We start from the raw sequence: 23,279 nt of genomic DNA, 5'->3' as shown, positions 1-23,279 counted from the left end.
GCCGGCGCTACATACCGAGTGTAGGGAACCCCAATCGATCCCGTTACTCTATAGTTACCGCCGTTTTCGTCGAGCGTCTCCACGAGTAGTGACTTGCTACCACGGGTCCCGCCGGTGTTTCCCCGTCCGGTAAAGGCTTATTTGACGTGCTATCGCCATATGGAGCATGGACGTTGCCGTACTCGGGACGACGGACACTGGACGCGCGCTCGCGCGGTGGGGTGTTCAGGCCGACGTGACCGTTCGCCTCTACGGTGCGGACGCAAACGCAGTGATGGACAATGTCGACGCCGTGCAACGCCGCGTTGACGCAGGGAAAGACGCGGACATCGACGGGACGACGGGACTCGACGCGGCCGTCAGCGGTGCGGACGTGATCGTCGATGCGACACAGAGCGAGACGGACGACCGACGCGCGCTGCTTGCCGACGCCGAGGAACTGGTCGACGACGACGCACTGATCGTACTCTGTGATACCCACGACACGATCACCGCCGTCGCGGCGGGACTGAGACGCCCAGAACGAGCGATCGGACTACACGTCGTCGCACCCGAGGACAGTAGCGTCGTCGAAGTCGTCGTCGCCGACCAGACGACGAGCGACACGCGCGAGCGCGCACTGTCGTTCACGGAGACCATCGGCGCAACGGCGCTGGTCGTCCGTGACACGCCCGGATTCGCGACGACGCGGCTCGATCTCGCGACCATCGCCGAGGCCGTCAGGATGGTCGAAGACGGCGTCGCGAGCGTCCCCGACATCGACCGCGCGCTCGAACTGAGCCGTGACCACCCCATCGGCCCGCTCGGACTGGCCGACGAACTCGGTCTCGACAGGGTCCTCGATGCCCTGCAGACGCTGGCAGCGACGCTTGGCGGTCGCTTCGATCCCCCGGACCTCCTGTTCGAGAAAGTGTCGAAAGGTGACCTGGGCCGCAAGAGTGCCCGGGGATTCTACACGTGGGAGAACGGCGACCGGACCGGGCCGGCCGAACCGAACCCCACGGTCACAGCCCGCTCTGGGCACCCGGACGGCCGATGAGTAGAACGGACGGCGGCAGACGGCGCTCCCCACCGCCCGAACACGAGGACGAAGCGGACCCCGACATGAGCGACCTGTTTGACGACCTCTCGGAACTGGAGACGCTCGTCGATTCACCCGAAGAGCGCGAACGGGTCCGTGAAGCGATGCAGACCGCGAGCGAGGTCACGGACGGCGAACCTCCGGTGTTCGGCCGCGTGATCTGGGGCTTCGACCGGGCAGACCTCTCGGAAGCGATCCTCGGGGCACTCCTCTTTGGCATCCCGATGGCGGTCGAGGGCGGGACGAACGAGGCGGGGTCGTACGTCGCAACCCACCCGCTCGCGCTCGTGATGACAGTGCTTGCCGCCATCGGCATCGTCTACGGCGTCCTCTACGTCGCTGAGATTCAGGACGTGCGCGTCGCCTACGCCTTTTTCGGACTCGTGCCGCGCCGTCTCGCCGGCGTCCTCGGTTCGTCGTTCCTGACGTCGATCGTGCTGCTAACTGCGTGGGGCCGGGTCGACTGGACGGACCCGTGGCTCGCGTTTTGCACCTGCAGCGTCGCGTTCGTCCCCATGGCGATCGGTGCGGCGCTCGGCGACATCCTGCCCGGAAGCTGAGCGCGACACGAGCGCATGTCGACACGCCACACACCGCTGGCGCATTTGACAATCGTTAAAAGCCGTGGTCGGATACCTGCGTGTATGAGCGAGAGCGATACTCAGCGCAAACGCACGCAGAAGTGCGTCTCGTGTGGCATCAACATCGCTGGCACGAACGCCGCCGCGTTCAAATGCCCGGACTGCGGCCAGCAGATCTACCGCTGTGCTACGTGCCGCAAGCAGAGCAACCTCTACGAGTGCCCAGACTGCGGGTTCCGGGGGCCATAACCATGGGGAAAGTCGCAGCCAAGATCAAGGTCATGCCCAACAGTCCGGACATCGACCTCGACGCGCTTCAGGACCGCCTCGAAGGCTCCCTGCCCGAGGGCGCGAAAATCAACGGCGTCGAACGTGACGACGTGGCCTTCGGTCTCGTCGCACTCTTCCCGACGGTCATCGTCCCCGACGACAGCGGTGGCACGGAAGCCGTCGAAGAGGCCTTCAAAGAGGTCGAGGGCGTCGAATCGGTCTCCGTCGAGAACGTCGGCCGCATCTAACCGCCTCGCTCGACTCCTTCGATCGTTTCCCGACGAGCCACTGGCTCGCCACCGTGTGACGCCGGCACGCTGGCAGGACGGGAACGCACGTTTTATTACGGCGACCGATTTATCGTTCCGCACGAATGCCTAGTTCGGATGGACCCCTCAAAGGAACGCGGAACAAGCTGAAGAACACTCCCCGAGAGCGTGGCACCTCGCCGCCCCAGCGCGCCGTCGAGCAGTTCGAGGAGGGCGACAGCGTCCACCTCAAGATCGACCCCTCGGTCAACGACGGTCGCTTCCACCCGCGCTTCGATGGCTCGACCGGCGTCGTCCTCGGCAAACAGGGCGAGGCCTACAAGGTCGAGATCAACGACGGCGGCAAGGACAAGACCATCATCGTCACGCCCGCACACCTCCGACGGCAGGAGTAAGGCATGACGATCTTCAAAGAGAAGCTCGACGAGGAGTACCTGACCCTCGCAGAGACCAAGGAGATCCTCGAAGACATCGAGGGCGAACGCGCGGCCGACGAGGAGCGTGAGATGCGCTACGAACTCGCGCGCGCCATCGAGCACGTCAACCGCTTCGCGCTGCTCACCCCCGAGGAAGCCGACGAGTTCGTCGAGCAGCTCATCGAACTGGAGAAGGTCGACGAGCCGACCGCCTACAAGATCGCGAACCTGCGACCGCTGGATCGGGACGAACTCCGGGCCGTCTTCGCACAGGAACGCTACTCGCTGTCTGGTGACGAACTCGACGAGATTTTGAACGTCGTCAAACAGTACGCGTAGATCGGCGCGCCCCCACCGCCGTGCCCGCCCGGACCCACGGCATTAAGTGGGTTCTAGCCATATCGACTGACATGAGCGATACCGAGAGCGGTGACGACGGTGAGTCGGCCGTCGTACTGGACTTCTTGCCCCACGGCAAAGCCGACGACGACCGGCCGCAGTACCAGAAACAGCCGCTCGCGTACGCGATGGGAATCGAGGACTTCCGGCTGTACGAGATCGTCGTCGGAGACGACGGCGACGTGACCTTCGGTGACCGGATCGACGTCCACGACACCGACTTCGAGCGCGTCAGCGTCGTCGAATACGAGGATTTACCAAGCGGCGCGCAGTCGGAACTGGACTACGCCGTCGAGGACCTCGTCGCCGACGAGGCCCAGCGCTTCGTCGACTTCTACAACGACGCCCAGCCGATCACGCTTCGGCTCCACCAGCTGAATCTGCTTCCGGGGATCGGGAAGAAACTACGAAACTCGATTCTCGACGAGCGCAAGCGCAAACCCTTCGAGAGCTTCGAGGAGATTCAGGAACGAGTCAGCGGACTGCACAACCCCGAGGAAGTCCTCGTCGAGCGCATCCTCGAAGAGATACAGGAAGACGACCTGAAGTATCGGACCTTCGCCCGGCGCGACGACGAGTCGTGACGCCGGCCGGGAAGTGACACCGTTTTACCGCCGTCCCTGTTACCGGAGCGTAATGACTACCGACGGCAGCAGTGGTGCCGGACCGGACGACGCCACGTTCGGCTCTCGGGACCCGGACGCACTCGTCGTTCGCGCGGGCACGCGAGCGGACACCCGCAAGGACCAGCACTTCCTCGTCGACGACCGCGTGCTGGACCGGATTCCCGAGTACGCCGCCGAAATCGAGATGGACCTGTCTCACGTGCTCGAAGTCGGCGGTGGCCCGGGTGCGCTGACCGATCGCCTGCTCGCCGCCGCCGACCGTGTGACGGTGATCGAACGCGATCCCGACTTCGCGGCCCACCTCCGCGAGGAGTTCGCCGACGCTATCGCGGCGGACAGGCTGACCGTCGTCGAAGGCGACGCACTCGACGTGGAACTGCCCGATTTCACGGCCAGCGTCTCGAACCTCCCGTACGGCGCATCGAGCGAGATCGCCTTTCGCCTCCTTCCGCGCGGGCGGCCGCTCGTCCTGATGTTCCAGAAGGAATTCGCCGAGCGGATGGCCGCCGAGCCGGGAACCGACGAGTACGGCCGGCTCTCGGTGACGGCCGGCCACTACGCCGATGTCGAGGTCGTCGAACACGTCCCCCCAGAGGCGTTTTCCCCCCAGCCACGGGTCGACAGCGCCATCGTTCGAATCGAGCCGCGCGACCCCGACTACACCGTGCCCGACGACGACTTCTTCATGGACTTCCTCAAGGGCGTGTTCACCCAGCGCCGGAAGACGATGCGCAACGCCGTCCGCAACACGGCCCACATCACCGGGCTTGGCGATCCGGACGCGGTCGTCGAGGCAGCCGATGAAGGGCTGATGAGCAAGCGCGCGGGGAAACTGCCGCCGGCGACGTTCGCCGAACTCGCGACGCTGGCTTACGACGTGGGCGCACCGGGTGAGTACTGAGATGGCGGACGAGAACACGGGAGAGACAGACGGCGAGGACAGCGGTCGCCCCGCACTGGCCGACCAGCGCGACACGAAGATGGTGTACCAGCCGGCAGAAGACTCGGATCTGCTGGCCCGGACGGCTCGGAAAGACGCGACGCCGGGTGAGCGCGCCCTCGACGTGGGGACTGGATCGGGCTACGTCGCCCAGAAACTGGCCGAGGCCGGTGTCGACGTGGTCGCCTCCGATCTCAACCCCGAGGCGTGCCGGCAGGCCACTGAGCGCGGCGTCCCGGCCGTGCGTGCCGACCTGCTCGATCCGTTCCCCGACGACACCTTCGATCTGGTGACGTTCAATCCGCCGTATCTGCCGACCGACCCCGACAAAGAGTGGGACGACTGGATGGAACACGCCCTCTCGGGGGGCGAGGACGGCCGGCGACTCGTCGATCCGTTCCTCGACGAGGTGGCGCGCGTGCTGACACCCGACGGCCGCATCTTCCTGCTGATCAGCAGCCTCACCGGTGTGGGCGACGTGCAGCGCTACGCTCACGAGAAGGGGCTAGCCGGCAAGATCGTCGCCGACGAGGAGCACCCGTACGAACGGCTGGTCGTGATTCGATTCGAGTTACGGGAGTAGAAGAGATTACCGCAGTGCATTTTCCGAGATAGGAAATATTAAAGCCCGTCATTTCGTAGGCCGTCGTAATGACACAGGTAGTCTCCGCGACACCCGGTCTGTTCCCGCTCCCGGACTGGGCGAAGGACGAACTGTCTCGACTAAAAGGCCACCAGAAATCCGACCTCATCAGCGGCGACGAGGGGCCGGAGATCGTCGACGCCTACGAGCGCGCTCGCGAGGAAGTCGTCGGCGTGCAGGACGACGCCGGTCTCGATCTGGTCACCGAAGGACAGCTTCGGTGGGACGATATGATCGCCCACCCGCTCGCGGTCGCCGACAACGTCGAGACTCGCGGGATCGTCCGGTACTACAACAACAACAACTTCTACAGGGAGCCGGTCGTCACCGGCGACCTCGAAGCCAGCGGCGACGTGGCCGCCGAACTCGACGCCGCGGCCGGACTCACCGACGCGGACCTACAGGCCGTCCTGCCCGGTCCCTACTCGCTCGCGGACCTCGCGACCGACGAGCACTACGGCGACGAGGCTGCGTTCCTCGACGCCGTCGCCGACTTCCTCGCAGCCGAGGCCGGACAGTTCCCCGACGTGGACACACTGTTCCTGCTGGAACCGTCGCTCGTCGAGAACGCACCCGACGAGGGTGCCGACGAGCGCGCCAGCGAGGCCATCGACACGGTCGCCTCGGCCATCGACGCCGACGTGGTCGCCCACACCTACTGGGGCGCAATCGAGGAAAAGGTCTATGCCCACCTGATGGACGCAGACGTGGACGCCATCGGCTTCGATCTGATCGCCGACCACGAACAGACCGTCTACAACGTCCAGGAGTACGGCACGAAAGACGACGTTGGCCTCGGACTGGTCGACGGCCAGAACACGCTCGTCGAGACGCCCGAGAAAATCCGCGAGCGCGTCGAGTGGTTCGTCGAGCAGACCGACGGCGACTACGACACCGTCTACGCCACCGCGAACACCGAGCTGTTCTACCTCCCGCAGAACAAGTTCGAGGCCAAGATCGCGGCGCTCGCTGACGCCGCCGCGATCGAGGAGGTGGAAGCATGACCGGTCCGCGCGAGCAGTTCCGACCCGAGGACCACGAGAACGAGCACTTCCTGCTGACTAGCGTCGTCGGCTCCTACCCCAAGCCCAAGTGGCACGACCGCGCCAAGGAGCTGTTCGAGGACCCCGACGCCGACTTCGGCGAGGCCGAGTGGGAAGAGGCCAAGGACGACGCTTCAAAGCTCATCACCGAGGAACACGAGGAGTGCGGTCTCGACACCGTCTGTGACGGCGAGATGCGCCGCAACGAGATGGTCGAGTACTTCGCCGAACTGATCGACGGCTACGAGTTCAACGGCCGCGTGAAAGTGTGGGGGCACAACTACTTCGACAAGCCTTCCATCGCCAGCGAAGTCGAGTACGGCGAGGAGTGGCTGGTCGACGAGTACAAATTCACGTCCTCCGTGTCCTCTCGTCCGGTCAAGGTTCCGATCACGGGGCCATACACGCTCGCTCGCTGGGCGTTCAACGAGGCCTACGAGACCACCGAGGACGCCACCTACGCGCTGGCCGACCTCGTCAACGAGGAGATCGAACGCCTCGTCGACGCCGGCTGTACGTACATCCAGATCGACGAGCCAGCACTGGCCCAGTACGAGGACGATCACGCCATCGTCGGCGAGGCCCTCGAACGCATCGTCGACGGCATCCCTGAGGACGTGCGCGTCGGTCTGCACGTCTGCTACGGCGACTACTCGCGGATCTACCCCGAGATGCTGGACTACCCCGTCCACGAGTACGACCTCGAACTCGCCAACGGCGACTACGAACAGCTCGACGTGTTCAAGGCCGACGAGTTCACGAAGGACTTCGCGATGGGCGTCGTCGACGCCCACGTCGCCGAGGTCGAGTCCGTCGAGGAGATCAAAGCGAACATCAAGAAGGGACTGGAAGTCGTCCCGCCCGAACAGCTGACCGTCTCGCCCGACTGTGGGATCAAGCTCCTGCCCCGCGAGGTCGCCTACGGCAAGATGGAGAACATGGTGCAGGCCGCCCGCGAGATCGAGCAGGAACTCGACGCCGGCGAGATCGACGTAGTCGCCGGTGCGCCGGCCAGCGCCGACGACTGATCGGACGTCGCACTCGGCCAACAGTCCAGTCGCGATTCGGTTTCCACTTTGCAGCCGATCCCCGGGAAAGAGTTTTGACCCAGCCGCGAGCATGTCAACTCGAATGAGAGAGACAACACACGACCAGCAGCGCCGAGCGGAACTCTACCTTCGGGGCGACACCTACGGGACCTACGATGCCCAGCAGGACGTGCTCCGACGGGTGACACGCCTCGAAGCCGACGACGTCATCGCGGAGTCGGCAGTCGGTGGCGAGTGGCAGCGTATCCGTACGATGGACGAGGATCGACGAGACGGGGCATTGGCGACCTACGACGAGTTTGGTGAGTGGGCCGAGCGCAACGGCTACTCGCTCGAACCGGCGTTCGAACAGCGTACGCGGAGCTACGTGGGGCTGAACCGCGTCGACGACGTGGTGGTGTTCCCGGTCGTCTCGCTCGCACTCTACGAGGGTGCGTCCCTGCAGGCCGTGTTCCCCTGCTCGGACGAGGAGCGAAACTATCGGGTACTCGACTGTCTGGACGCGATCGAACGCGGCGACGACGGGTGGCTCGCGCAGTTCGATGCAATCACCGTCGACCGGACCGAGCCGTTGCTCGAACCCGGTCTGGAAGCCTGAACGGACGCACACGACGGCCTATCGATTGCTTTCACGCTCCAGAGCGGTGCTGACGCCGCGAGCGCCCCATCGTTCCGGTCCCGACGTTGCACCCGCCGGGTCCGTCCTTTTCCGCTTCGCGCTCGAACCCAGCGCATGGAGATCACACAGATACTCCGATCACCACAGGCAAAGCGGCTGAGCACCGTCTCGATGCTCGTCGAGGCGGGACTGGCGCTGCGTCGTGGCAACAGGAAGGTCGCAGCGATGCTGGTCGGTGCCGCGCTCGTCGCCTCGAAGTGGAGTGGCGTCGGATTCGGGATCGAACTACTGATCCGGTTCTATCAGTGGGCCCGGTGAGCGACTGCTGAGGGCATCGTGGTCGCCACGGTGCAGCCACCCTGTTTATTGCTGACGATACACAAGGACAGCGTATGGACGACGACGTGTTGCATTCGACAGTCACCACTGTCGCCGACGACATCGAGACGATGGAGACGCGGGGGGCGGCGACGATCGCCGATGCCGCGGCGTCGGCACTGCGCACGCAGGCCCGAGAGAGCGACGCAGCGACGCCCGAGGCGTTCCGGGCCGAGATGCGGGCGGCGGCCCGGCACTTGCTCGATACGCGTCCGACCGCCGTGAGCCTCCCCAACGCGCTGCGATACGTCCTCAGACGGATGGAGGGACAAAGCGTCACAACACTGCGCCGGTCGATCCAGACCGGGGCGACGGCTTTCTGTGAGCAACTGGAGCGCGCACAGGACGACCTCGGCGAGATCGGTGCGAACCGACTTCGCGATGGGGATCGGGTGATGACGCACTGTCACTCGACCGACGCCGTCGCCTGTATCGAGGCCGCCGTCGAGCAGGGCAAAGACCTCACCGCTGTGGTCAAAGAGACCAGACCGCGCAAGCAAGGCCACATCACGGCTCGTGAACTCCGGGAACTGGGGGTTTCGGTGACGCTGATCGTCGACAGTGCGGCGCGACGCTACCTTGACGACGTGGATCACGTGCTCGTGGGGGCCGACGCCATCGCCGCCGACGGCAGTGTCGTCAACAAGATCGGTACCTCCGGGCTGGCGGTCAACGCCCGCGAGCGCGGGACGCCGGTGATGGTCGCGGCTCAGACGATCAAGCTTCACCCGGACACGATGACGGGCCACACGGTCGACATCGAGATGCGCGACGAGTCGGAGGTGATCGACGACGACCATCGTACCGAGATCGGCGAGATCACCGTCGAGAATCCCGCGTTCGACGTGACGCCGCCGCGCCACGTCGACGCTATCGTCACCGAGCGAGGCCAGTTCCCACCCGAGAGCATCGTCACGCTGATGCGGGAACTGTTCGGCGAGGGGACGCGTGAACCGTGGGCAGAGCCACTGTTTACCGAGAAGGAATAAGAGAGCGGGACTGCCGAGAGATCGAATCTGGACCCACATTGGCGTTCGGTTCCTGTGTATCGGTCCCTGCCCGAATGAGATACTCAGCCATTACCAGACCGGACACGGTTTTAGCAGAGAGCTGTAGTGTTGGTCGACCCGATATTCCGCAGCCAGCTTTATTAAATTAGTAATAATATACGAATAATCAAAAATATGATACCAGCGGAGAGCGCTCCAATTATAAGAGACACACTAGCAGTGAACTCATCGAGCGGTGGTTCTTTAATTGACTGAACGAGAAACGCGATTCCCGCGACGAGTATTAGTATTCCTAGTCCGATCTCAGTCGTCAGTTCTATTCCCCGTTCGAGATACTGCCGGACGATCATCAGGACGCCTGTCGAAACAAGCAATGTGCCAATCACTGATGACGGATTCATTTGCAATACAACCAACACCCCTTCGACACAAATGTATTCATCAATCAGGTCCACACAGACACTCGTGACAGGATACGTCGTGATTCGGTAGAAGTAGAATCACCGATAGTAGCAACTGGACCGAATGACAAACCGATCGCACTGCAGTCGTGCGGTCGAGTGTGCATTGACTCCCAGTGGCTACGATAGCCCCAAGCGTATTTATCCACGCCCGACAGACAGCGACGTAATGGCGAGAGTGCTGTGTGCCGGCCACGTCAACTGGGACGTGACCCTCAACGTCGACCGGCTGCCGGACCCCGACGGCGAAGCCCAGATCGTCGGTCAGTGCCAGTCCGGGGGCGGCAGTGCGTCGAACACCGCCGTCGTGCTCGCCGGTCTCGACGTGGACACGTCGCTGCTGGGGAGCGTCGGGGCCGACGAGCACGGCTGGCTCGTGCGTCGCGAACTCGACGAGGCGGGCGTCGACACTGCACTCGTCGAGTCGGAGCGCCCGACGGCGGTCAAGTACCTCGTCGTCGACGAGGACGGCGAGGTGATGGTCCTTGGCAACGACGGCGCGAACGAAGCCTTCGAGGCCGAGGCCGTCGATGGCGGGACGCTCGACGACGCCGAGCAGGTCCACCTGACGAGTCAGCGACCGGCCACCGCGACCGCGCTGGCCCGTCGGGCGAGCGAGGCAGACTGTCTGGTGAGTTTCGATCCCGGCCGCAGGCTGGACGAGCGGGCCTACGAGCCAGTGCTCGAACACACCGATCTCCTCTTTGTCAACGAGCGTGAGGCAGCCCTCGCCGCCGAGGCGGACCTGCTCGACGGCGTCGAGCGGGTCGTCGTCAAGCACGGCGCGGGCGGTGCAGACGTGCGCACGGCGTCGGGCACGACCCACCACCCCGGCTTCGCCGTCGATCCGGTCGACACGACCGGGGCCGGCGACGCGTTCGCGGCGGGGTTCATCGCGGCGAGTCTGGTCGGGAGCGACGAGTACGCACTCGCGGTGGGCAACGCCTGTGGCGCGCTGGCGGCCCGGACGACGGGCGCACGCCTCGACGCCAGATGGCGCGACGTGGAGGCGCTGCTGGACATCGGCACGGATGTGTGACGGGACCGTAGTCAGGGCTGTGGGAGCGCCGAGAGCAGGCGCTCGAACTGCTCGCGATACTGTGCCTCGGCCCGTGCGCGGGCCAGTCCCGAGTCGTCGTCGAAGGCACCCTCGAACCCGCCCATCCGCCACAGCAGCGTCGAAAGCTGATAGATCGGGCGCCGCTGCCTGTACCGCGCGTCGAAATCGAACTGGCGTTCCTCGCGGTACCCCTCGTAGAGTGCGGTCCGCAGGCTGTCACGCACGTCCGGGTCTTGGATCGACGAGTCGATAAAGAGGAACTCGGTCTGGGCGAGATGATACTCCGGGAGCGCGGCCAGCACGTCCTGCCAGTCCAGTACGGCCGTGATCGGCGCGTCCCGGTCGAGATCGACGAGGAGATTCGCCGGCCGGAAGTCGTCGTGGACCAGCCGAGGGACACCGTCTTCGGGGACGAGCGCCAGCGCCGGATCGAGCCGATCTTCGGCCCGCTCACGCAGATCCGCGAACGGCGTCCGGGCGAGACCGTCGAGGTGACTGCGCGTGAGCTGTTCGAAATACTCCCGCCAGCTACCGGTCAGGTCGCGGACGATGATGCGATCCTCCCAGAGGTCGAGCCAGCCAAACGCCTCGAAGGCGATCTCGGCGTGGAGATCACCGAGGATGCGGCCGGCCTGTCGGACGACTCGCTCACGGTCGGCCGTCGAGAGCGTGGCGTAGCGCTCGGCGAGGTTCTCGCCTTCGAGCCGCGCCGTGACGAAGTACGGCGGCACGTCCAGTTCGGGATCGTCTTTGAACACGAGGATGTCGGGGACCGGGAGGTCGGTCCGACCGGCGACGTAGTCGTGAAGCTTCGGTTCGACGGCGAACGACTCCATGTCGGCCGGTTCGAACTTCACGACGACCTCGTAGCTCTGGCCGGCGCGTTCCAGTGTCACCATGAAGACATCGCTCTGGTGGCCGCCGCCGGGAATCTCGAACGTGAAGTCGGTGTAGTCCGGCCCGGACTCTTCGAGGACGGCTTCGATGTCGGTGACGGGGGTCGACACGGCCACGAGTACGACGGGGGCGGCCAAAAATCTGTTAGTTTCGGTAGGTCGGCTACAGCGGCTCACGGGACCGCTGGCTGAAGCGGCCCTACCGTGGCGTCTCGGTCCCCCACTTCTCCAGTGCCGTCGCGAGCGCCGGTTCCTCGGCCGCCGCATCCTCGATCGCCCGTCCGCTGGCGGCCGCCTCGACGGCTGCACGCAGGGCCTTCGCACCCTCGTGAGTGCCATCGGGATGTCCGTGGACGCCGCCGCCGGCCTGCACACCGATGTTGGTTCCACACCGGTCGACCAGTTCCGGGACGAGACCGGGGTGCAGTCCGCCGGAGGCCATCGGCAGCACGTCGGTCAGCCCGTACAGGTCCGAGTAGAGCCACTCGTTGATGCCGACGGTGTCCTCGTTGGCGAGTTTGCCCAGATCGGCAGTGCCGGTGTGGATCTGGTCGACGCCACATAGCCGTGCGACCTGTGCGATGACGCGCATCGAGATGCCGTGGGAGGGCAGGCGGTCGAAGCCGGCGTGCATCGCCCGGTGGGCGTGGATCGCCAGCCCGTGTTTCTCACAGCGTTCCCGGACCTGCTGGACGGCCGCCCAGCCACACGTGACGACATCGACCATGACGTACTCACAGCCGTGCTCGGCGGCCAGATCGACGCGTTCGAGCATCTCCGTCCCGCCTGCGGTGACGTTCAGCAGGTAGCTCTTGGTCTCGCCGGTCTCGTCGGCCGCCTTGTCGCGCTGGGCGAGGCTCTCGGTCAGACGGTCCTCGAAGGGATTGAACGCCTGATCGGTGAGGTTCTCGTCGTCCTTGAGCAGGTCCAGCCCGCCGGTCCAGGCCTCGTAGCCGATCTGGGCGTGCTGCTCGGTCGAGAGACCGACCTTGGGTTTGGGGACCGTCGCCGTGATCGGTCGGTCGTCGGCGTCGAAAATCTCGGAGCGGACGCTCGTCCCGAACTGCGGACCCGCGAAGGCGGTCGCGAGCGGTTCGGGCCACTCGCAGTCGAGCAACCGGATGCGGTCGACGGCCTTCATCCCGAGGATGTTGCCGGCGATACAGGACAGCACCTGTGGCATGTTCCCGTGCTCGAAGAGTGCGTCGGGGTATGCGACCGTCACGCGATACCCCTCGCGGTCGCCCGCCGTCGCCGACTCGATCCCGCAGGCCGTCGCCGAGAGGTCCGTTATCCCACCCTCGACCTGCAACTCCGCCCACGTCCCGTTGGAAGACTCGCTTGCGACCCGACTCGCCGCAGACTCCGCGTCCTGATCGCCCGCTGGCTCGACGTAGAAGTCACAGACCAGATCACTGGCAGTCGGCTCGTAGGACAGATCGAGGAAGTCTTCGTAGGTTATGCCAACCATACACACACCAACGGCGTCCGGCGGTATAAAGGTGCCACTGGGGTGACCGGTCGCGGATCGGTCAGGAACGGGGAGGGCAAGATCAGAAGCGGCTACAGGGGCGGCGCGACACGTATAATTCGACCAGAAAACACTTTGAGTCGTCACTAGTGGACAGAGCATGGATCATCGAACGGTCGCCCCGTACGTCGTGGCACTGCTGACCGTCGTCGTTGCGGGATCGCTCGTCGGAGCGCCGGTCACGATGGCCGACTGGGCAGAACAGGCGACTGTGTCGGTCGAGCCAATCGACACGTCCCAGATCAACGAAGAGACGCCGACACTCCACTACGAGTCGCTCCCCGAGGACGCCCGCGAGGTCGTCGGTCGCGCACTCGACGATCCCGACGGACACGTCACCATTTATGGTCGTGGCCAATGGCCCGAGGCGTTCCATTTCAGTGACCAGATCGCGCCCGGCAGCGGTCAATACGTGATCGTCCACGAAGGGAGACAGTACCGACTGACGACGTTCGCAACGGCCGGGTTCCCGTTCGTCTACTGGCTGTACGAACTACCGTTCGTCGTGTACGGAGTCTGCCTGCTGAAACTCGCCGCAGATACCGCACGGGGGACGTACTCGATACAGCAAGCGACCCTCGCGAGCGTCGTCGGAGTCAGCGTTCACTTGCTCGGCCCAGCGTTCGACTTCCCGCTCGTCGAACCGAGAGAGTTCGTCGGTCTGGGTGTCGTGGCGACAATGGGGCTGGGATTATGGATCGTGAGTGCGCGAATGGCGCGCCTCTCTGCGGATCGTACCGGCTAAACATGTCTCCCGGGACCACACCCACTCCGTTGACGATCGTGGACTGTGTAGGGATTTAACACAGCACCGCCCGATCTGTGGGTATGACCGATCAGTTCAGGGTCGACGGCGACGTCGCCCTCGTGACGGGCGCGTCACGGGGGATCGGGCGGGCGACCGCCGAGCACTTTGCCGCCGACGGCGTCGACGTGGTCATCTGCTCACGTAATCAGTCGGAGATCGAGTCGGCCGCCGATGAGATCACCGACGAGTACACCGGCGACGCCGTCGGCGTCGAGTGTGACGTGCGCGAGCGTGACGCCGTCGAAGCGGTCGTCGACGCGGCACGCGAGGCGTTTGGCGGCCTCGACGTGCTCGTCAACAACGCTGGCGCTTCGTTCATGGCGGGCTTTACCGACATCTCGGAGAACGGGTGGCAGTCAGTCGTCGACGTGAATCTGACCGGCACGTACCACTGCACACAGGCGGCGGCCGACGAACTCGCCGACGGCGGCGGGAGCGTCGTCAACGTCGCCAGCGCGGCCGGCCACGAGGGCGCACCGTACATGAGCCACTACGCGGCCGCCAAAGCGGCGGTAATCAATCTCACGAAGACGCTGGGCTACGAGTGGGCCGGCGAGGGCGTCCGAGTCAACTGCGTCGCGCCGGGTTACGTCGCGACGCCGGGGCTGGCGTCCCAGATGGGGATCGAAGCCGACGCAATCGAGCGCGACGACCCGGACAGAACCGTCGGCACGAGCGAGGAGATCGCCGACGTGATCCAGTTCCTGACCAGTGAGGCCGCGAGCTTTCTGACCGGCGAGACGATCACGCCCCACGGCGTCCCAGCGATCGAGGAGACTCCAGAACTATGACACAACAGCGAGACGTATTCCTGCCAGTCGCAGCACAGCCCAGCGTCGACACGCTGGTCGAGATGAGCCAGCGCGCCGAGTCACTCGGCTACGACCGGGTGTGGCTCCCCGAGACGTGGGGCCGTGACGCGGTGACGACGCTGACGTCCATCGCAGAACACACCGACGAGATCGGCATCGGCACCTCGATCATGAACGTCTACTCGCGGACACCGGCGTTGATCGGCCAGACCGCGGCGACGCTACAGGAGGTGTCGGACGGTCGCCTCCGCCTCGGTCTCGGCCCGTCGGGACCGATCGTCATCGAGGGGTGGCACGGCGTCGACTTCGAGCGCCCGCTGCGCTACACGCGCGAGACCATCGACATCATCAAGGCCGTGCTGTCGGGCGAGACCGTCGACTACGACGGCGACATCTTCCAGCTCTCGGGCTTTCGGCTCCGGTGTGATCCCCCCGAGCCAGTGCCCGGCATCGACGCCGGCGGACTGGGACCGAAGTCAGTCGAACTGGCGGGGCGATTCGGCGACGGCTGGCACGCCCTGATGGTGACTCGTGAGGGGTTACAGGACCGTCTGGAAGACTTCGAGCGCGGGGGTGACCTCGGCGGCCGAGACCGCAGCGAGCAGCGGGTCACGCTGTCGCTGCCCTGCTGTGCGCTGGACGACAGTGACGAAGCCCGGCAACTGGCACGCCAGCACCTCGCGTTCTACGTCGGCGGAATGGGGACGTTCTACCGCGACGCACTGGCCCGGCAGGGGTACGAGGACACCGCCCACGAGATTTCACAGCAGTGGGCCGGCGGCGACCACGAGGCGGCCATGGCGGCCATCGACGACGACCTGCTCGACGCGCTGGGCGCGGCAGGCACGCCCGAAGAGTGTCGCGAGCGCTTCGACGACTTCGCCACCGTCGAGGGCGTCGATGCCGTCTCCGTGTCCTTCCCACGGGCGGCCGACCCCGACCAGATCGACGCCACCCTCTCAGCACTGGCACCCGATTGATCGGCCGGCGGTGTCAACCCGGGCGTATGGAGCACGACCGCGTACGGTGTCCCGCCTGTGAGCGGACGTTCGAGGATCGAGCGTCCCTGAAACATCACGTCAAGGACGTCGGATTGCTGTGGTAGTCGGCACTGTCACGAGAGTGGCAACGCCGTCCGATCGATCGCATCGCGCCGGCCGTCGAGCACCGCGAAGTGGTCGTTCCGCCGGCGTTCGAGCCAGTAGAGAAGTCGCTCCGCCCAGCGGAGTTTTCGGGCCTTCGATGGCGCGACGGTCTCGTCGTCGAAGTCCCACCCCGGGAAGACGAGCGTCGCCGCCCCGAAGTGGTCCGCGAGGAACGCCCCCCGGTCCCCGTCGGTGAACCCACCGTAGTTCACCACCGGACCCGCGGGCGCGGCCTGCGTGGTCGGGACGACGAACGAGCGGTCACACTCGGGGACCGTCGCCTCGATCAGATCGAGATTGTCGCCGTGGGCGTGGACGGCGACCGGCGTCCCAACGTGTGTCAGTTCGACGACCCGCTCGGCGTGCTTGTCCAGATCCGTGACGACGAGGTCGACGCCGACGCCGGCGTCGAGTAATCGATCGGCGGCCGTGGACGCGGCGACGACGAGGTCGGCGCCAGCGGCCAGTGCGGTCTCGTCGGCCAGTGAGGGGCCGGCACCGGCGATGGCGACGCGCCGGTCGTCGATCCCGAGTGTCGCCGGATCGAACGTCGGACTGTCACCGATCAGATCGCGAAGGCGGTCACGTGCGGTCTCGTCGCCGTCACGTGGATAGCCGAAATCGCGCAAGAGCGCCTCGTAGACGGGATTCCAGTCGTCGTACTCCATAGCTGTCGCTCGAAGAGTAGTGACCGGATAAACCGAGTTTTGAGCCGAAATGGCACGACCGTGTACCCCTACCCGGGTGCCCTTTCGGCCTTCATCCGCTCATTCTGGGGCATTGGGTATAAGTTTTCTCTTACTATACGTCGTTTGCTAGCCACGTAGTTACGTCGACGAGTCGCTCCGGTTCGGTGACGGCGTCGGCGAGGCGGCCGAACGCGGCCGCCGTCCCGAACAGCAGAGTCGACTGCTGGTCGACGACTGTGACGCCGGTGGCAGTACTCGCCCTGTCAAGGGCCGCTCGTGTCTCGCCGTCTAGCCCATCGAGGCGGAAGGCCCGCATCGCGCCGTCGTCGGGATCGAAGTCGGTCTCGGTCACGTCGAGGTAGCGCGCTACGTCGAGACCGCTCTGTACGTCGAGTTCCGCGACACCGAGCGTGTCGTCGCGACGGGGTGTGTCGCTGAACGCGTCGCCGATCTTCGCGGCGTCTAGCGTCTCGGCCACGTCGTGAGTGCGGACGACGTGGGCACCGCGTTCGATCGCCATCGACGTGGCGGCAAGCGACACCGGCAACGCCGCTTCCGTCGAGCGGTCGGCCAGCGACCGCAGGAAGTTCTTGCGGTTGATCGAGACGAGTATCGGCCGATCGAGTGCACGAAACTCCCGCAGTCGCCGGAAGGTCTCGCGGTCGTTTGCGAGTGTCTTGGCCTCCGACCAGCCACCGAACGCGGGGTCGACGATGGTCTTGTCGGTCAGCCCGTGCTGTTTCAGCGCCTCGTACACCTGATCGACGTAGTCGGCCTGCTCGGCCCACGACTGCGACCGTCGGCTGGCCCAGTCGGTCTCCTCGACCGCGCCGGGGCGCTCCAGATCGGGTGGACTCGCCATCTTGCCGACCGCCACGTCGTACTCGCGGCAGACCTCGGGCATCTCCGGATCGGCGAACCCGGCGATGTCGTTGACCATGTCGAAACCCGCCTCGATTGCGGCCTCGGCAACCTCGTGGTAGCGCGTCTCGATGGAAAAGACGGCGTCGCCGCTGACCGACTGGATCGTGTCGACGGCCGTCTCCAGTCGATCGAGTTCCTGCTGGGCCGACAGCACGTCGAAGCGCTTGTTCGCCGACTCCAGTCCCACGTCGACGATGTCGGCACCTTCGTCGATGAGCTGCTCGTCGACGTAGGCGGCGGCCTCCTCATGGTCGTTGAACACGCTGGGATCGTACGGCGACTCCTCGCTGATGTTGAGGACACCCATGATCCGCGTCGGGTAGTCGTCACCGATGCCCAGACCGGCGGCGTCGACGTTGTGCATAGCCACACTGAGGAGTGAGGACGCAAAAACAGTCCGCTCCCGGCAGCATCAGTCCCTGAAGATCTGGGACACGTCGATATCGGACCGCGTGTGGGTCCCGCCCGGGAGACGTTCACCGCACTCCCTGCAGAAATTGTATCCGGGTGTGTTCTCCGTGCCACAGGCCGAACACAGCCCCGGGTACCGTGACGGGTCGGTGTACATGTAGCTGTAATACTGTGCGGGCAACACCGGTCGTTCGCGTCGGCGCGTCGACGACCGCAGACTCAGCCACAGGAGACCGACGAACACGAGCGCCACGACCCCCACCGCGATCCAGAACGCCACCATGTGTTGTGATACGCTGGCACACGAATAAACACTCTGCCAACGGCATCGCGTGGCTTTTGTCGATCCCCGGCAAAGCACGGACATGGCTAAGGTCAACATCGGTCTCCGGGGGTGGCGATTCGAGGAAGACGAAGTGTTCGGCGACGATGGTCGGATCAGACCGCTCGGAACGATGGACGAGGATACCCGTGCCCGGGTGTTGCGCCTCACCGAGCGACTCACGGACCCCTGTGACGCCTGCTGGCTCGCCTACGGTGACGACCGCATCGACGAGTGTGCACCGGCGGAAGTGATCTACGGAGAGCCACGCGGCGAGGTCATCCTCTGTGGCGATCACGAGACCGACTTCGTCTACTGGTTCCGCGAAATCGCCGACGAGGACGTGATCGGGACCGTCCAGCTACAGGACGCGTTCCACGAGTGGTTCTTCGACGGCGGGCGCGCACCCGAGGGGTACGCCGGCGTCGAACACGTCGACAGCGACCCCGACGCAGTCCCGGAAAGTCCCGATCCATACGAGGAACTCCCGGGCCTCGAAGAGGAACTGGAACGGATCGACGACGAAGACCTCGACGCGCTCGACATCGACCTCGACGGTCTGGACCTATGATCGTGAGTGACAGCACGAGCGAGGACGGACACGATGGGTGACGTTGCCGTCGCGGTCGTCGATGCCGAGACGCCGGGCAACGTCGGGACCATCGCCCGGTCGATGAAGAACTTCGGGCTGGAGGAGCTACTGCTGGTCGATCCGCCGGACATGCCACGCGAGAGCGAGGCCTACGGCTACGCCGGGCAGGCCCGCGAGGACATCCTGCCAAACGCCCGCGAGATCAGCTTCGACGAACTCGCCGACGAGTACCACACCGTCGGCTGTACCGCCATCACGAACGAGGACGGGCGCAAGCACGTCCGCTACCCGTTCGTGACGCCCCGAGCACTGGCCGACGAACTCGGCGAGATCGAGGCCGACACCGCCATCGTCTTCGGGCGCGAGCGGGTCGGGCTGACCAACGAGGAGATCGCACGCCTCGATCAGGTGTGTTCGATCCCGGCGAGCGCCGAGTATCCCGTGCTCAATCTCGGACAGGCGGCGACGATCGTCCTCTACGAACTTCGGGACCTGACGGTCGGCGAGACGCAACTGCCCGACCCGACCCACGACCGGGCCGACCAGCCCGAGATCGAAGGGCTACAGGACCAGTTCGGTGACTTCCTCGATGCGGTCGGCCACCCCGAGGAGAAGCGAGCGAAGACCGAGCGTCTGTTCCGGCGAGTGCTCGGGCGCGCCCACCCCACCGGCCGAGAGACGACGACGCTCCGGGGGCTGTTCCGACAGGCAGCGCGCCGACTCGGCGACGACGAGTCCTGACAGCGAGCCGCGGGGGGCTACGACGTTGCCTGCTGGCCGCTCTCCTCGACATCGCCGTAGGTGTCACGCAGGTAGCGGAACACGTCGCGTGAGATCGACGGTTCGTAGGTCCAGAAGCCCTCGTACACCTCGGGGTCGGTCTCGCGGACGACGAGCGAGCCAGTCCGGTCGGTGCGACCGTCGCCGTCGTAGGTGACGAACCACGATTCTTCGATCTCGCGGGAACTGTCGGGGTGGACCGTCACGTTCGGTCGGTCGGGACTCGGGACCACGTCCGGGACGCCGTAGATGTGTACGTCGACGCCAACGTCGGCGATGCGGTGCATCACGCGCCGGGAGCGGGGACTCTCCCAGTACCGGGAGAGTTGCTGGAAGCCCGCAAGCAGACGGCCACCGCCGGTCTGCCACGCCGTCATCTCGATGGCGGTACTTGCATCGATGAGGAACTGCTTTTCGACGCCACGCGCGCCGAAGATACGTTCGTGCAGCGCCTCCAGCACGTCCGGGCCACGGCGCGCGGCGAACGGATCGTCGTCGGCGTTGGCGGTCTCGACACCGCTTGCAAGCTGTGAGAGCGGTGAGGAAGCCATCTGGACGGGACCACGGTGCAGGAGTGCCACGTCGCGTGGGTTCTCTGTCGCCAGCGTCGTCTCCCTGACCGAGATGTTCAGCGCCTCGAAGAACGACCGAACTGTTTCGAGGCGGTCGTCCGGGCTCTCCCTGTTGCACACCGTCAGCGTCGGACGATCGCTGTCGACCTGTTCGATCAGTTCGGCCAGCGAGTCGAAGGAGAGGTTCCGCGCCGCGGCTGTCGGTTCCGACGTACCGGGTGCCGGTGTCGTCGGCTGTGGCACGCCCAGTTCGCTCCGCGGGGCAGTCGAGATGGGGACGGAGTACCACTCGTCCGAGGCCCCCAATCCGTCGATACGGATTTCGAGGCCGTCGGTGCCGTCTCTGGTGTAGACGACGCCGTCGACGAACGCTTCGACCTGCCGGAGGTCGGTCTGTTCGAACGACTCTGCATGGGCCGTGAGGACGGCAAGCCCGTCGCGCTCTTCGATCAGGTGGGTCAGCGAGTGGACGAACCTGATCGTCCGATCGAGATCGGCGTTGAGCGCGAGCGTCGTCAGCGAAAGGACGCCGAGACGGTCGACGCCGCCGGCCCGGCCCGACCCGAGAGAATCGTACAGGCCGGTGACGGCCGTTCCGACGCTCCCGAGGTCGGCCGGCATCGAGACGTGTCGTGTCCAGTCGTTGTCTTTCGGATCGCCGTAGGCGTCGCCAGCGCAGTCGACGATGCCGATTTCCGGAGATGCGTCGTCGAGTGCGCTCTCGTACTCGGCCCGAAGGGCTGCCGTGCTGCTGTCGGTCGAGACGAGGACGGTCGTATCGTCGTCGGTCGCACCGTCGGCGAGCAGTCGCAGTGCGAGTCGTCGCTTACCAGCCATCGGCGGGCCGACGCACAGCAACGTCGTCCCACCGGGGACGGAATCGAGTGGCAGGCGGTCCCCGGTGTCTAGCATGGACATACCTAGACCTGCCGCATATACAAAACCCACGGTCAGAACAACCGTTTCGATGTTGCTTCTGTGGACGTGTGTCCACGCGACCTACGCGCGCTGTTGAATCTCCTCGCGGAGCACGTCACTGACCACGTCACCGTCGGCCTTCCCACGGAGTTCGCCCATGCACTCGCCCATCAGCGCCGAGAACGCGCCCATTCCCTCGTCGGCGACTTGCTCGGCGTGGCGCTCGACGACGGTGACGACGGCCTCGCGGACCTCGTCTTCGCCGGCGCTCCCGAGTCCCGCCTCCTCGGCGGCCGTCGCCGCGTCGCGACTCGGATCGTCGGCCAGCGCAGCCAGCAGTTCCGGCACGCCTTCCTTCGCCAGTTCGCCCTCGGCGACCAGATCCAATGTCTCGCTGAAGTGGTCGTTCGTCAGATGCTCGACGGCCACGTCGTCGCGGCGCAGTTCCGTCACCGTCGATTCGAGGGTCTGAGCGGCCAGCGTCGCGTCGACGCCCCGGTCGACGGCGTCCTCGAACAGCCGCCAGCGCTGGCCGTACGCCACCTGCTCGGCGAGGCCGGCGTCCAGCCCGAACTCGGACTGGTAGCGCTCGACCTTCTCGGTCAGCAGTTCCGGTGTCTCGACTTCGCTCGGGTCGGGCGTCACCGGCGGCACGTCCGTTTCGGGGTACATCCGCGCCGCACCCGGGAGCGGGCGCAGGTAGCGCGACGTTGCGTCGTCGTTGGCGTCACGGGTCTCCTCGGGCACGCCCTCCATTGCCGTCTCGGCGCGCTCTGCGGCGGCCTCGATGGCTCGCTGGGCTGTCTCGGGGTCGTCGGCGACGATGGCGACGGCGTCCTCGGGGCCTGCGTCGACGGCGTCGCGCAGTGCCTCGACTTCGGCCTCGGTGACGCCGTAGGCCGGCAGTTCGTCCGTGTGGAAGATGCCGCCAGCACCGTGGCGCTTTGCGTGGTCGGAGAGTTCCGTCCCGAGGCGACGGTCGGGCTGAATCTCCCGGCCGACCAGCCCGTCGAAGCCGGCGAGACGGACGGCCTGCACCTCGCCCCCGGCATCGAGCGCGCTGCGGATGACGCCCGAGTCGGTGTCCTCGAAGATCTCGGTCACGTCCTGTGGCTCGCCGACGGTCGCGTCACAGTCGTTCAGTTCCGCCTTGATGTCGAGCAGTTCGACCTGCCGGCGGACCTCGTTGCGGACGATGTCGTCGATGTCGTCGAGGCTCTGGACGCCCTTGAGTTCGATCCGTGCGCCGTCGGCGATCGAGACGTTCACGTCCTGTCGAATCGTCCCCAGTCCGCGCTTGACGTTGCCGGTCGAGCGCAGCAACATCCCGATCCGTTCGGCGGCCTCGCGGGCCTGCTCGGGCGAGCGGATGTCCGGCTTGGTTCCGATCTCGACCAGCGGGATGCCGAGTCGATCCAGCGAGAACCGAACTCCGGCGTCGGTCTCCTCGACGCGCTGGGCCGACTCCTCTTCGAGCAGCATGTCCTCGATCCCGACCGCACCCTCGCTGGTCGAAATTGCGCCGTCGTTCGCGACCAGCATCGACCGCTGGAACCCGGAGGTGTTCGAGCCGTCGATGACGATCTTTCGCATGACGTGGACCTGATCGGCCACGTTCATGTCCAGTAGCTGTGCGATCTCCAGGGCCACGTCCATCGCCTCCCGATCCACGCGGTGGGGTGGCTCGTCGTCCTCCTCGACGAGACAGGTCGTGTCGTAGGCGAGATACTCGAACTCCCGGTCGACCATGCTCTCTTCGAGTGCGGCCTCGTCGATCTCGCCCAGTTCGCTCTTGGTCGGGTGGAGATAGCGCGTCAGCGACCGCGTCGACTCCTCGGGTTCTCGAATCGCCGTCGGGCAGTTACAGAACAGTTTCGTCGCCGTGTCGAGTTGCTGGTGGATCTCGAGACCGGCGACCAGTCCCAGTTCCTCGTAGTCGTAATCGGTCATTAGTGAGCGGTCCGAGTCCCATCCGCAAAAAACGCACCGTTGTCGCCCGATCCGGGCCGTCCCGGCGGTGGCCGCGCACGGACG

At 65.5% G+C, this 23,279-nt stretch carries 27 protein-coding genes; 20 read left to right on the top strand and 7 right to left on the bottom strand.

Annotated elements, in window-relative coordinates; genetic code table 11:
• Positions 1 to 166 precede the first annotated feature (166 nt).
• The 15 genes from AC5FRW_RS15245 (at position 167) to AC5FRW_RS15175 (ending at position 10,824) form a co-directional block, all read left to right on the top strand.
• Positions 167 to 1,039 (top strand): 3-hydroxyacyl-CoA dehydrogenase family protein, encoded by an 873-nt coding sequence (locus AC5FRW_RS15245; RefSeq protein ID WP_493569322.1) that lies wholly within the window; start codon positions 167 to 169, stop codon positions 1,037 to 1,039.
• Positions 1,036 to 1,641: a DUF2391 domain-containing protein gene (locus tag AC5FRW_RS15240; RefSeq protein ID WP_493569321.1), complete on the top strand. Its 606-nt coding sequence runs from the start codon at positions 1,036 to 1,038 to the stop codon at positions 1,639 to 1,641. The genes AC5FRW_RS15245 and AC5FRW_RS15240 overlap by 4 nt, the downstream gene beginning before the upstream one ends.
• A gap of 84 nt (positions 1,642 to 1,725) precedes the next feature.
• Complete coding sequence (locus AC5FRW_RS15235) at positions 1,726 to 1,911, top strand: HVO_2753 family zinc finger protein (protein ID WP_493569320.1); 186 nt, start codon at positions 1,726 to 1,728, stop codon at positions 1,909 to 1,911.
• A gap of 2 nt (positions 1,912 to 1,913) precedes the next feature.
• Positions 1,914 to 2,180 carry an elongation factor 1-beta gene (locus AC5FRW_RS15230; protein WP_493569319.1) on the top strand — a complete coding sequence of 89 codons (267 nt, stop codon included), beginning with the start codon at positions 1,914 to 1,916 and terminating at the stop codon, positions 2,178 to 2,180.
• A 125-nt stretch (positions 2,181 to 2,305) separates the two neighbouring features.
• Positions 2,306 to 2,596, top strand: coding sequence for a 50S ribosomal protein L21e (locus AC5FRW_RS15225; protein ID WP_493569318.1), 291 nt, complete (start codon positions 2,306 to 2,308; stop codon positions 2,594 to 2,596).
• Positions 2,597 to 2,599: 3 nt separating this feature from the next.
• Positions 2,600 to 2,956: an RNA polymerase Rpb4 family protein gene (locus tag AC5FRW_RS15220; protein ID WP_493569317.1), complete on the top strand. Its 357-nt coding sequence runs from the start codon at positions 2,600 to 2,602 to the stop codon at positions 2,954 to 2,956.
• A 71-nt stretch (positions 2,957 to 3,027) separates the two neighbouring features.
• Positions 3,028 to 3,600, top strand: coding sequence for a DUF655 domain-containing protein (locus tag AC5FRW_RS15215; protein ID WP_493569316.1), 573 nt, complete (start codon positions 3,028 to 3,030; stop codon positions 3,598 to 3,600).
• 52 nt (positions 3,601 to 3,652) lie between these two features.
• On the top strand, positions 3,653 to 4,543 hold the full coding sequence (locus AC5FRW_RS15210) for a 16S ribosomal RNA methyltransferase A (protein ID WP_493569315.1): 891 nt from the start codon (positions 3,653 to 3,655) through the stop codon (positions 4,541 to 4,543).
• Position 4,544: 1 nt separating this feature from the next.
• The gene (locus tag AC5FRW_RS15205; RefSeq protein ID WP_493569314.1) at positions 4,545 to 5,165 is read left to right on the top strand and encodes a HemK2/MTQ2 family protein methyltransferase; all 621 of its coding nucleotides are present in this window, start codon (positions 4,545 to 4,547) and stop codon (positions 5,163 to 5,165) included.
• 68 nt (positions 5,166 to 5,233) lie between these two features.
• Positions 5,234 to 6,229 (top strand): 5-methyltetrahydropteroyltriglutamate--homocysteine methyltransferase, encoded by a 996-nt coding sequence (locus AC5FRW_RS15200; protein ID WP_493569313.1) that lies wholly within the window; start codon positions 5,234 to 5,236, stop codon positions 6,227 to 6,229.
• Positions 6,226 to 7,296 carry a methionine synthase gene (locus AC5FRW_RS15195; RefSeq protein WP_493569312.1) on the top strand — a complete coding sequence of 357 codons (1,071 nt, stop codon included), beginning with the start codon at positions 6,226 to 6,228 and terminating at the stop codon, positions 7,294 to 7,296. The genes AC5FRW_RS15200 and AC5FRW_RS15195 overlap by 4 nt, the downstream gene beginning before the upstream one ends.
• A 103-nt stretch (positions 7,297 to 7,399) precedes the next feature.
• Positions 7,400 to 7,915: an HTH domain-containing protein gene (locus AC5FRW_RS15190; RefSeq protein ID WP_493569311.1), complete on the top strand. Its 516-nt coding sequence runs from the start codon at positions 7,400 to 7,402 to the stop codon at positions 7,913 to 7,915.
• A gap of 135 nt (positions 7,916 to 8,050) precedes the next feature.
• Positions 8,051 to 8,254 carry a hypothetical protein gene (locus tag AC5FRW_RS15185; protein WP_493569310.1) on the top strand — a complete coding sequence of 68 codons (204 nt, stop codon included), beginning with the start codon at positions 8,051 to 8,053 and terminating at the stop codon, positions 8,252 to 8,254.
• Positions 8,255 to 8,328: 74 nt separating this feature from the next.
• Entirely contained in the window at positions 8,329 to 9,303 is a 975-nt protein-coding gene (locus AC5FRW_RS15180; RefSeq protein ID WP_493569309.1) for a ribose 1,5-bisphosphate isomerase, read from the top strand.
• 651 nt (positions 9,304 to 9,954) lie between these two features.
• Positions 9,955 to 10,824, top strand: a complete 870-nt coding sequence (locus tag AC5FRW_RS15175) for an ATP-dependent ribose-1-phosphate kinase (protein ID WP_493569308.1) — start codon at positions 9,955 to 9,957, stop codon at positions 10,822 to 10,824.
• An 11-nt stretch (positions 10,825 to 10,835) separates the two neighbouring features.
• Here AC5FRW_RS15175 and AC5FRW_RS15170 read toward each other — a convergent pair whose 3' ends face one another.
• Together AC5FRW_RS15170 and rbcL are read right to left on the bottom strand one after the other, a co-directional pair.
• A complete protein-coding gene (locus AC5FRW_RS15170; protein WP_493569307.1) occupies positions 10,836 to 11,852 on the bottom strand; it encodes a phosphotransferase family protein in 1,017 nt (338 codons plus the stop codon).
• 88 nt (positions 11,853 to 11,940) lie between these two features.
• Complete coding sequence (gene rbcL / locus AC5FRW_RS15165; RefSeq protein ID WP_493569306.1) at positions 11,941 to 13,212, bottom strand: type III ribulose-bisphosphate carboxylase; 1,272 nt, start codon at positions 13,210 to 13,212, stop codon at positions 11,941 to 11,943.
• A 160-nt stretch (positions 13,213 to 13,372) separates the two neighbouring features.
• On the opposite strand from rbcL, the gene AC5FRW_RS15160 reads away from it, so the two are divergent.
• The 3 genes from AC5FRW_RS15160 (at position 13,373) to AC5FRW_RS15150 (ending at position 15,872) form a co-directional block, all read left to right on the top strand.
• Entirely contained in the window at positions 13,373 to 14,017 is a 645-nt protein-coding gene (locus AC5FRW_RS15160) for a DUF7979 domain-containing protein (protein WP_493569305.1), read from the top strand.
• Between the two features lie 83 nt (positions 14,018 to 14,100).
• On the top strand, positions 14,101 to 14,871 hold the full coding sequence (locus AC5FRW_RS15155; RefSeq protein ID WP_493569304.1) for an SDR family NAD(P)-dependent oxidoreductase: 771 nt from the start codon (positions 14,101 to 14,103) through the stop codon (positions 14,869 to 14,871).
• Positions 14,868 to 15,872 (top strand): TIGR04024 family LLM class F420-dependent oxidoreductase, encoded by a 1,005-nt coding sequence (locus AC5FRW_RS15150; RefSeq protein WP_493569303.1) that lies wholly within the window; start codon positions 14,868 to 14,870, stop codon positions 15,870 to 15,872. The genes AC5FRW_RS15155 and AC5FRW_RS15150 overlap by 4 nt, the downstream gene beginning before the upstream one ends.
• Positions 15,873 to 16,006: 134 nt before the next feature.
• Here AC5FRW_RS15150 and AC5FRW_RS15145 read toward each other — a convergent pair whose 3' ends face one another.
• The 3 genes from AC5FRW_RS15145 to AC5FRW_RS15135 all read right to left on the bottom strand — a co-directional run bounded on the left by AC5FRW_RS15145 (position 16,007) and on the right by AC5FRW_RS15135 (position 18,344).
• Positions 16,007 to 16,705 carry a 6-hydroxymethylpterin diphosphokinase MptE-like protein gene (locus tag AC5FRW_RS15145; protein WP_493569302.1) on the bottom strand — a complete coding sequence of 233 codons (699 nt, stop codon included), beginning with the start codon at positions 16,703 to 16,705 and terminating at the stop codon, positions 16,007 to 16,009.
• A 133-nt stretch (positions 16,706 to 16,838) separates the two neighbouring features.
• The gene (gene folP, locus AC5FRW_RS15140) at positions 16,839 to 18,014 is read right to left on the bottom strand and encodes a dihydropteroate synthase (protein ID WP_493569301.1); all 1,176 of its coding nucleotides are present in this window, start codon (positions 18,012 to 18,014) and stop codon (positions 16,839 to 16,841) included.
• A gap of 48 nt (positions 18,015 to 18,062) precedes the next feature.
• The gene (locus AC5FRW_RS15135) at positions 18,063 to 18,344 is read right to left on the bottom strand and encodes a DUF7577 domain-containing protein (protein ID WP_493569300.1); all 282 of its coding nucleotides are present in this window, start codon (positions 18,342 to 18,344) and stop codon (positions 18,063 to 18,065) included.
• 82 nt (positions 18,345 to 18,426) lie between these two features.
• Here AC5FRW_RS15135 and AC5FRW_RS15130 point away from each other — a divergent pair, with 82 nt between their 5' ends.
• Both AC5FRW_RS15130 and AC5FRW_RS15125 read left to right on the top strand, forming a co-directional pair.
• Positions 18,427 to 18,954: a DUF8114 family protein gene (locus tag AC5FRW_RS15130; RefSeq protein ID WP_493569299.1), complete on the top strand. Its 528-nt coding sequence runs from the start codon at positions 18,427 to 18,429 to the stop codon at positions 18,952 to 18,954.
• A gap of 33 nt (positions 18,955 to 18,987) precedes the next feature.
• A complete protein-coding gene (locus tag AC5FRW_RS15125) occupies positions 18,988 to 19,716 on the top strand; it encodes an RNA methyltransferase (RefSeq protein ID WP_493569298.1) in 729 nt (242 codons plus the stop codon).
• 17 nt (positions 19,717 to 19,733) lie between these two features.
• On the opposite strand, the gene AC5FRW_RS15120 is transcribed toward AC5FRW_RS15125, so the two are convergent.
• Together AC5FRW_RS15120 and gatE are read right to left on the bottom strand one after the other, a co-directional pair.
• Entirely contained in the window at positions 19,734 to 21,245 is a 1,512-nt protein-coding gene (locus AC5FRW_RS15120) for a DUF7504 family protein (RefSeq protein ID WP_493569297.1), read from the bottom strand.
• An 81-nt stretch (positions 21,246 to 21,326) separates the two neighbouring features.
• The gene (gene gatE / locus AC5FRW_RS15115; protein WP_493569296.1) at positions 21,327 to 23,195 is read right to left on the bottom strand and encodes a Glu-tRNA(Gln) amidotransferase subunit GatE; all 1,869 of its coding nucleotides are present in this window, start codon (positions 23,193 to 23,195) and stop codon (positions 21,327 to 21,329) included.
• Positions 23,196 to 23,279 lie beyond the last annotated feature (84 nt).

The sequence above is a fragment of the Halomicrobium sp. HArcht3-1 genome (assembly GCF_058933345.1).
The sequence above is the reverse complement of the archived record's forward strand: the minus strand, read 5'-3'. Positions and strand labels throughout refer to the sequence as shown.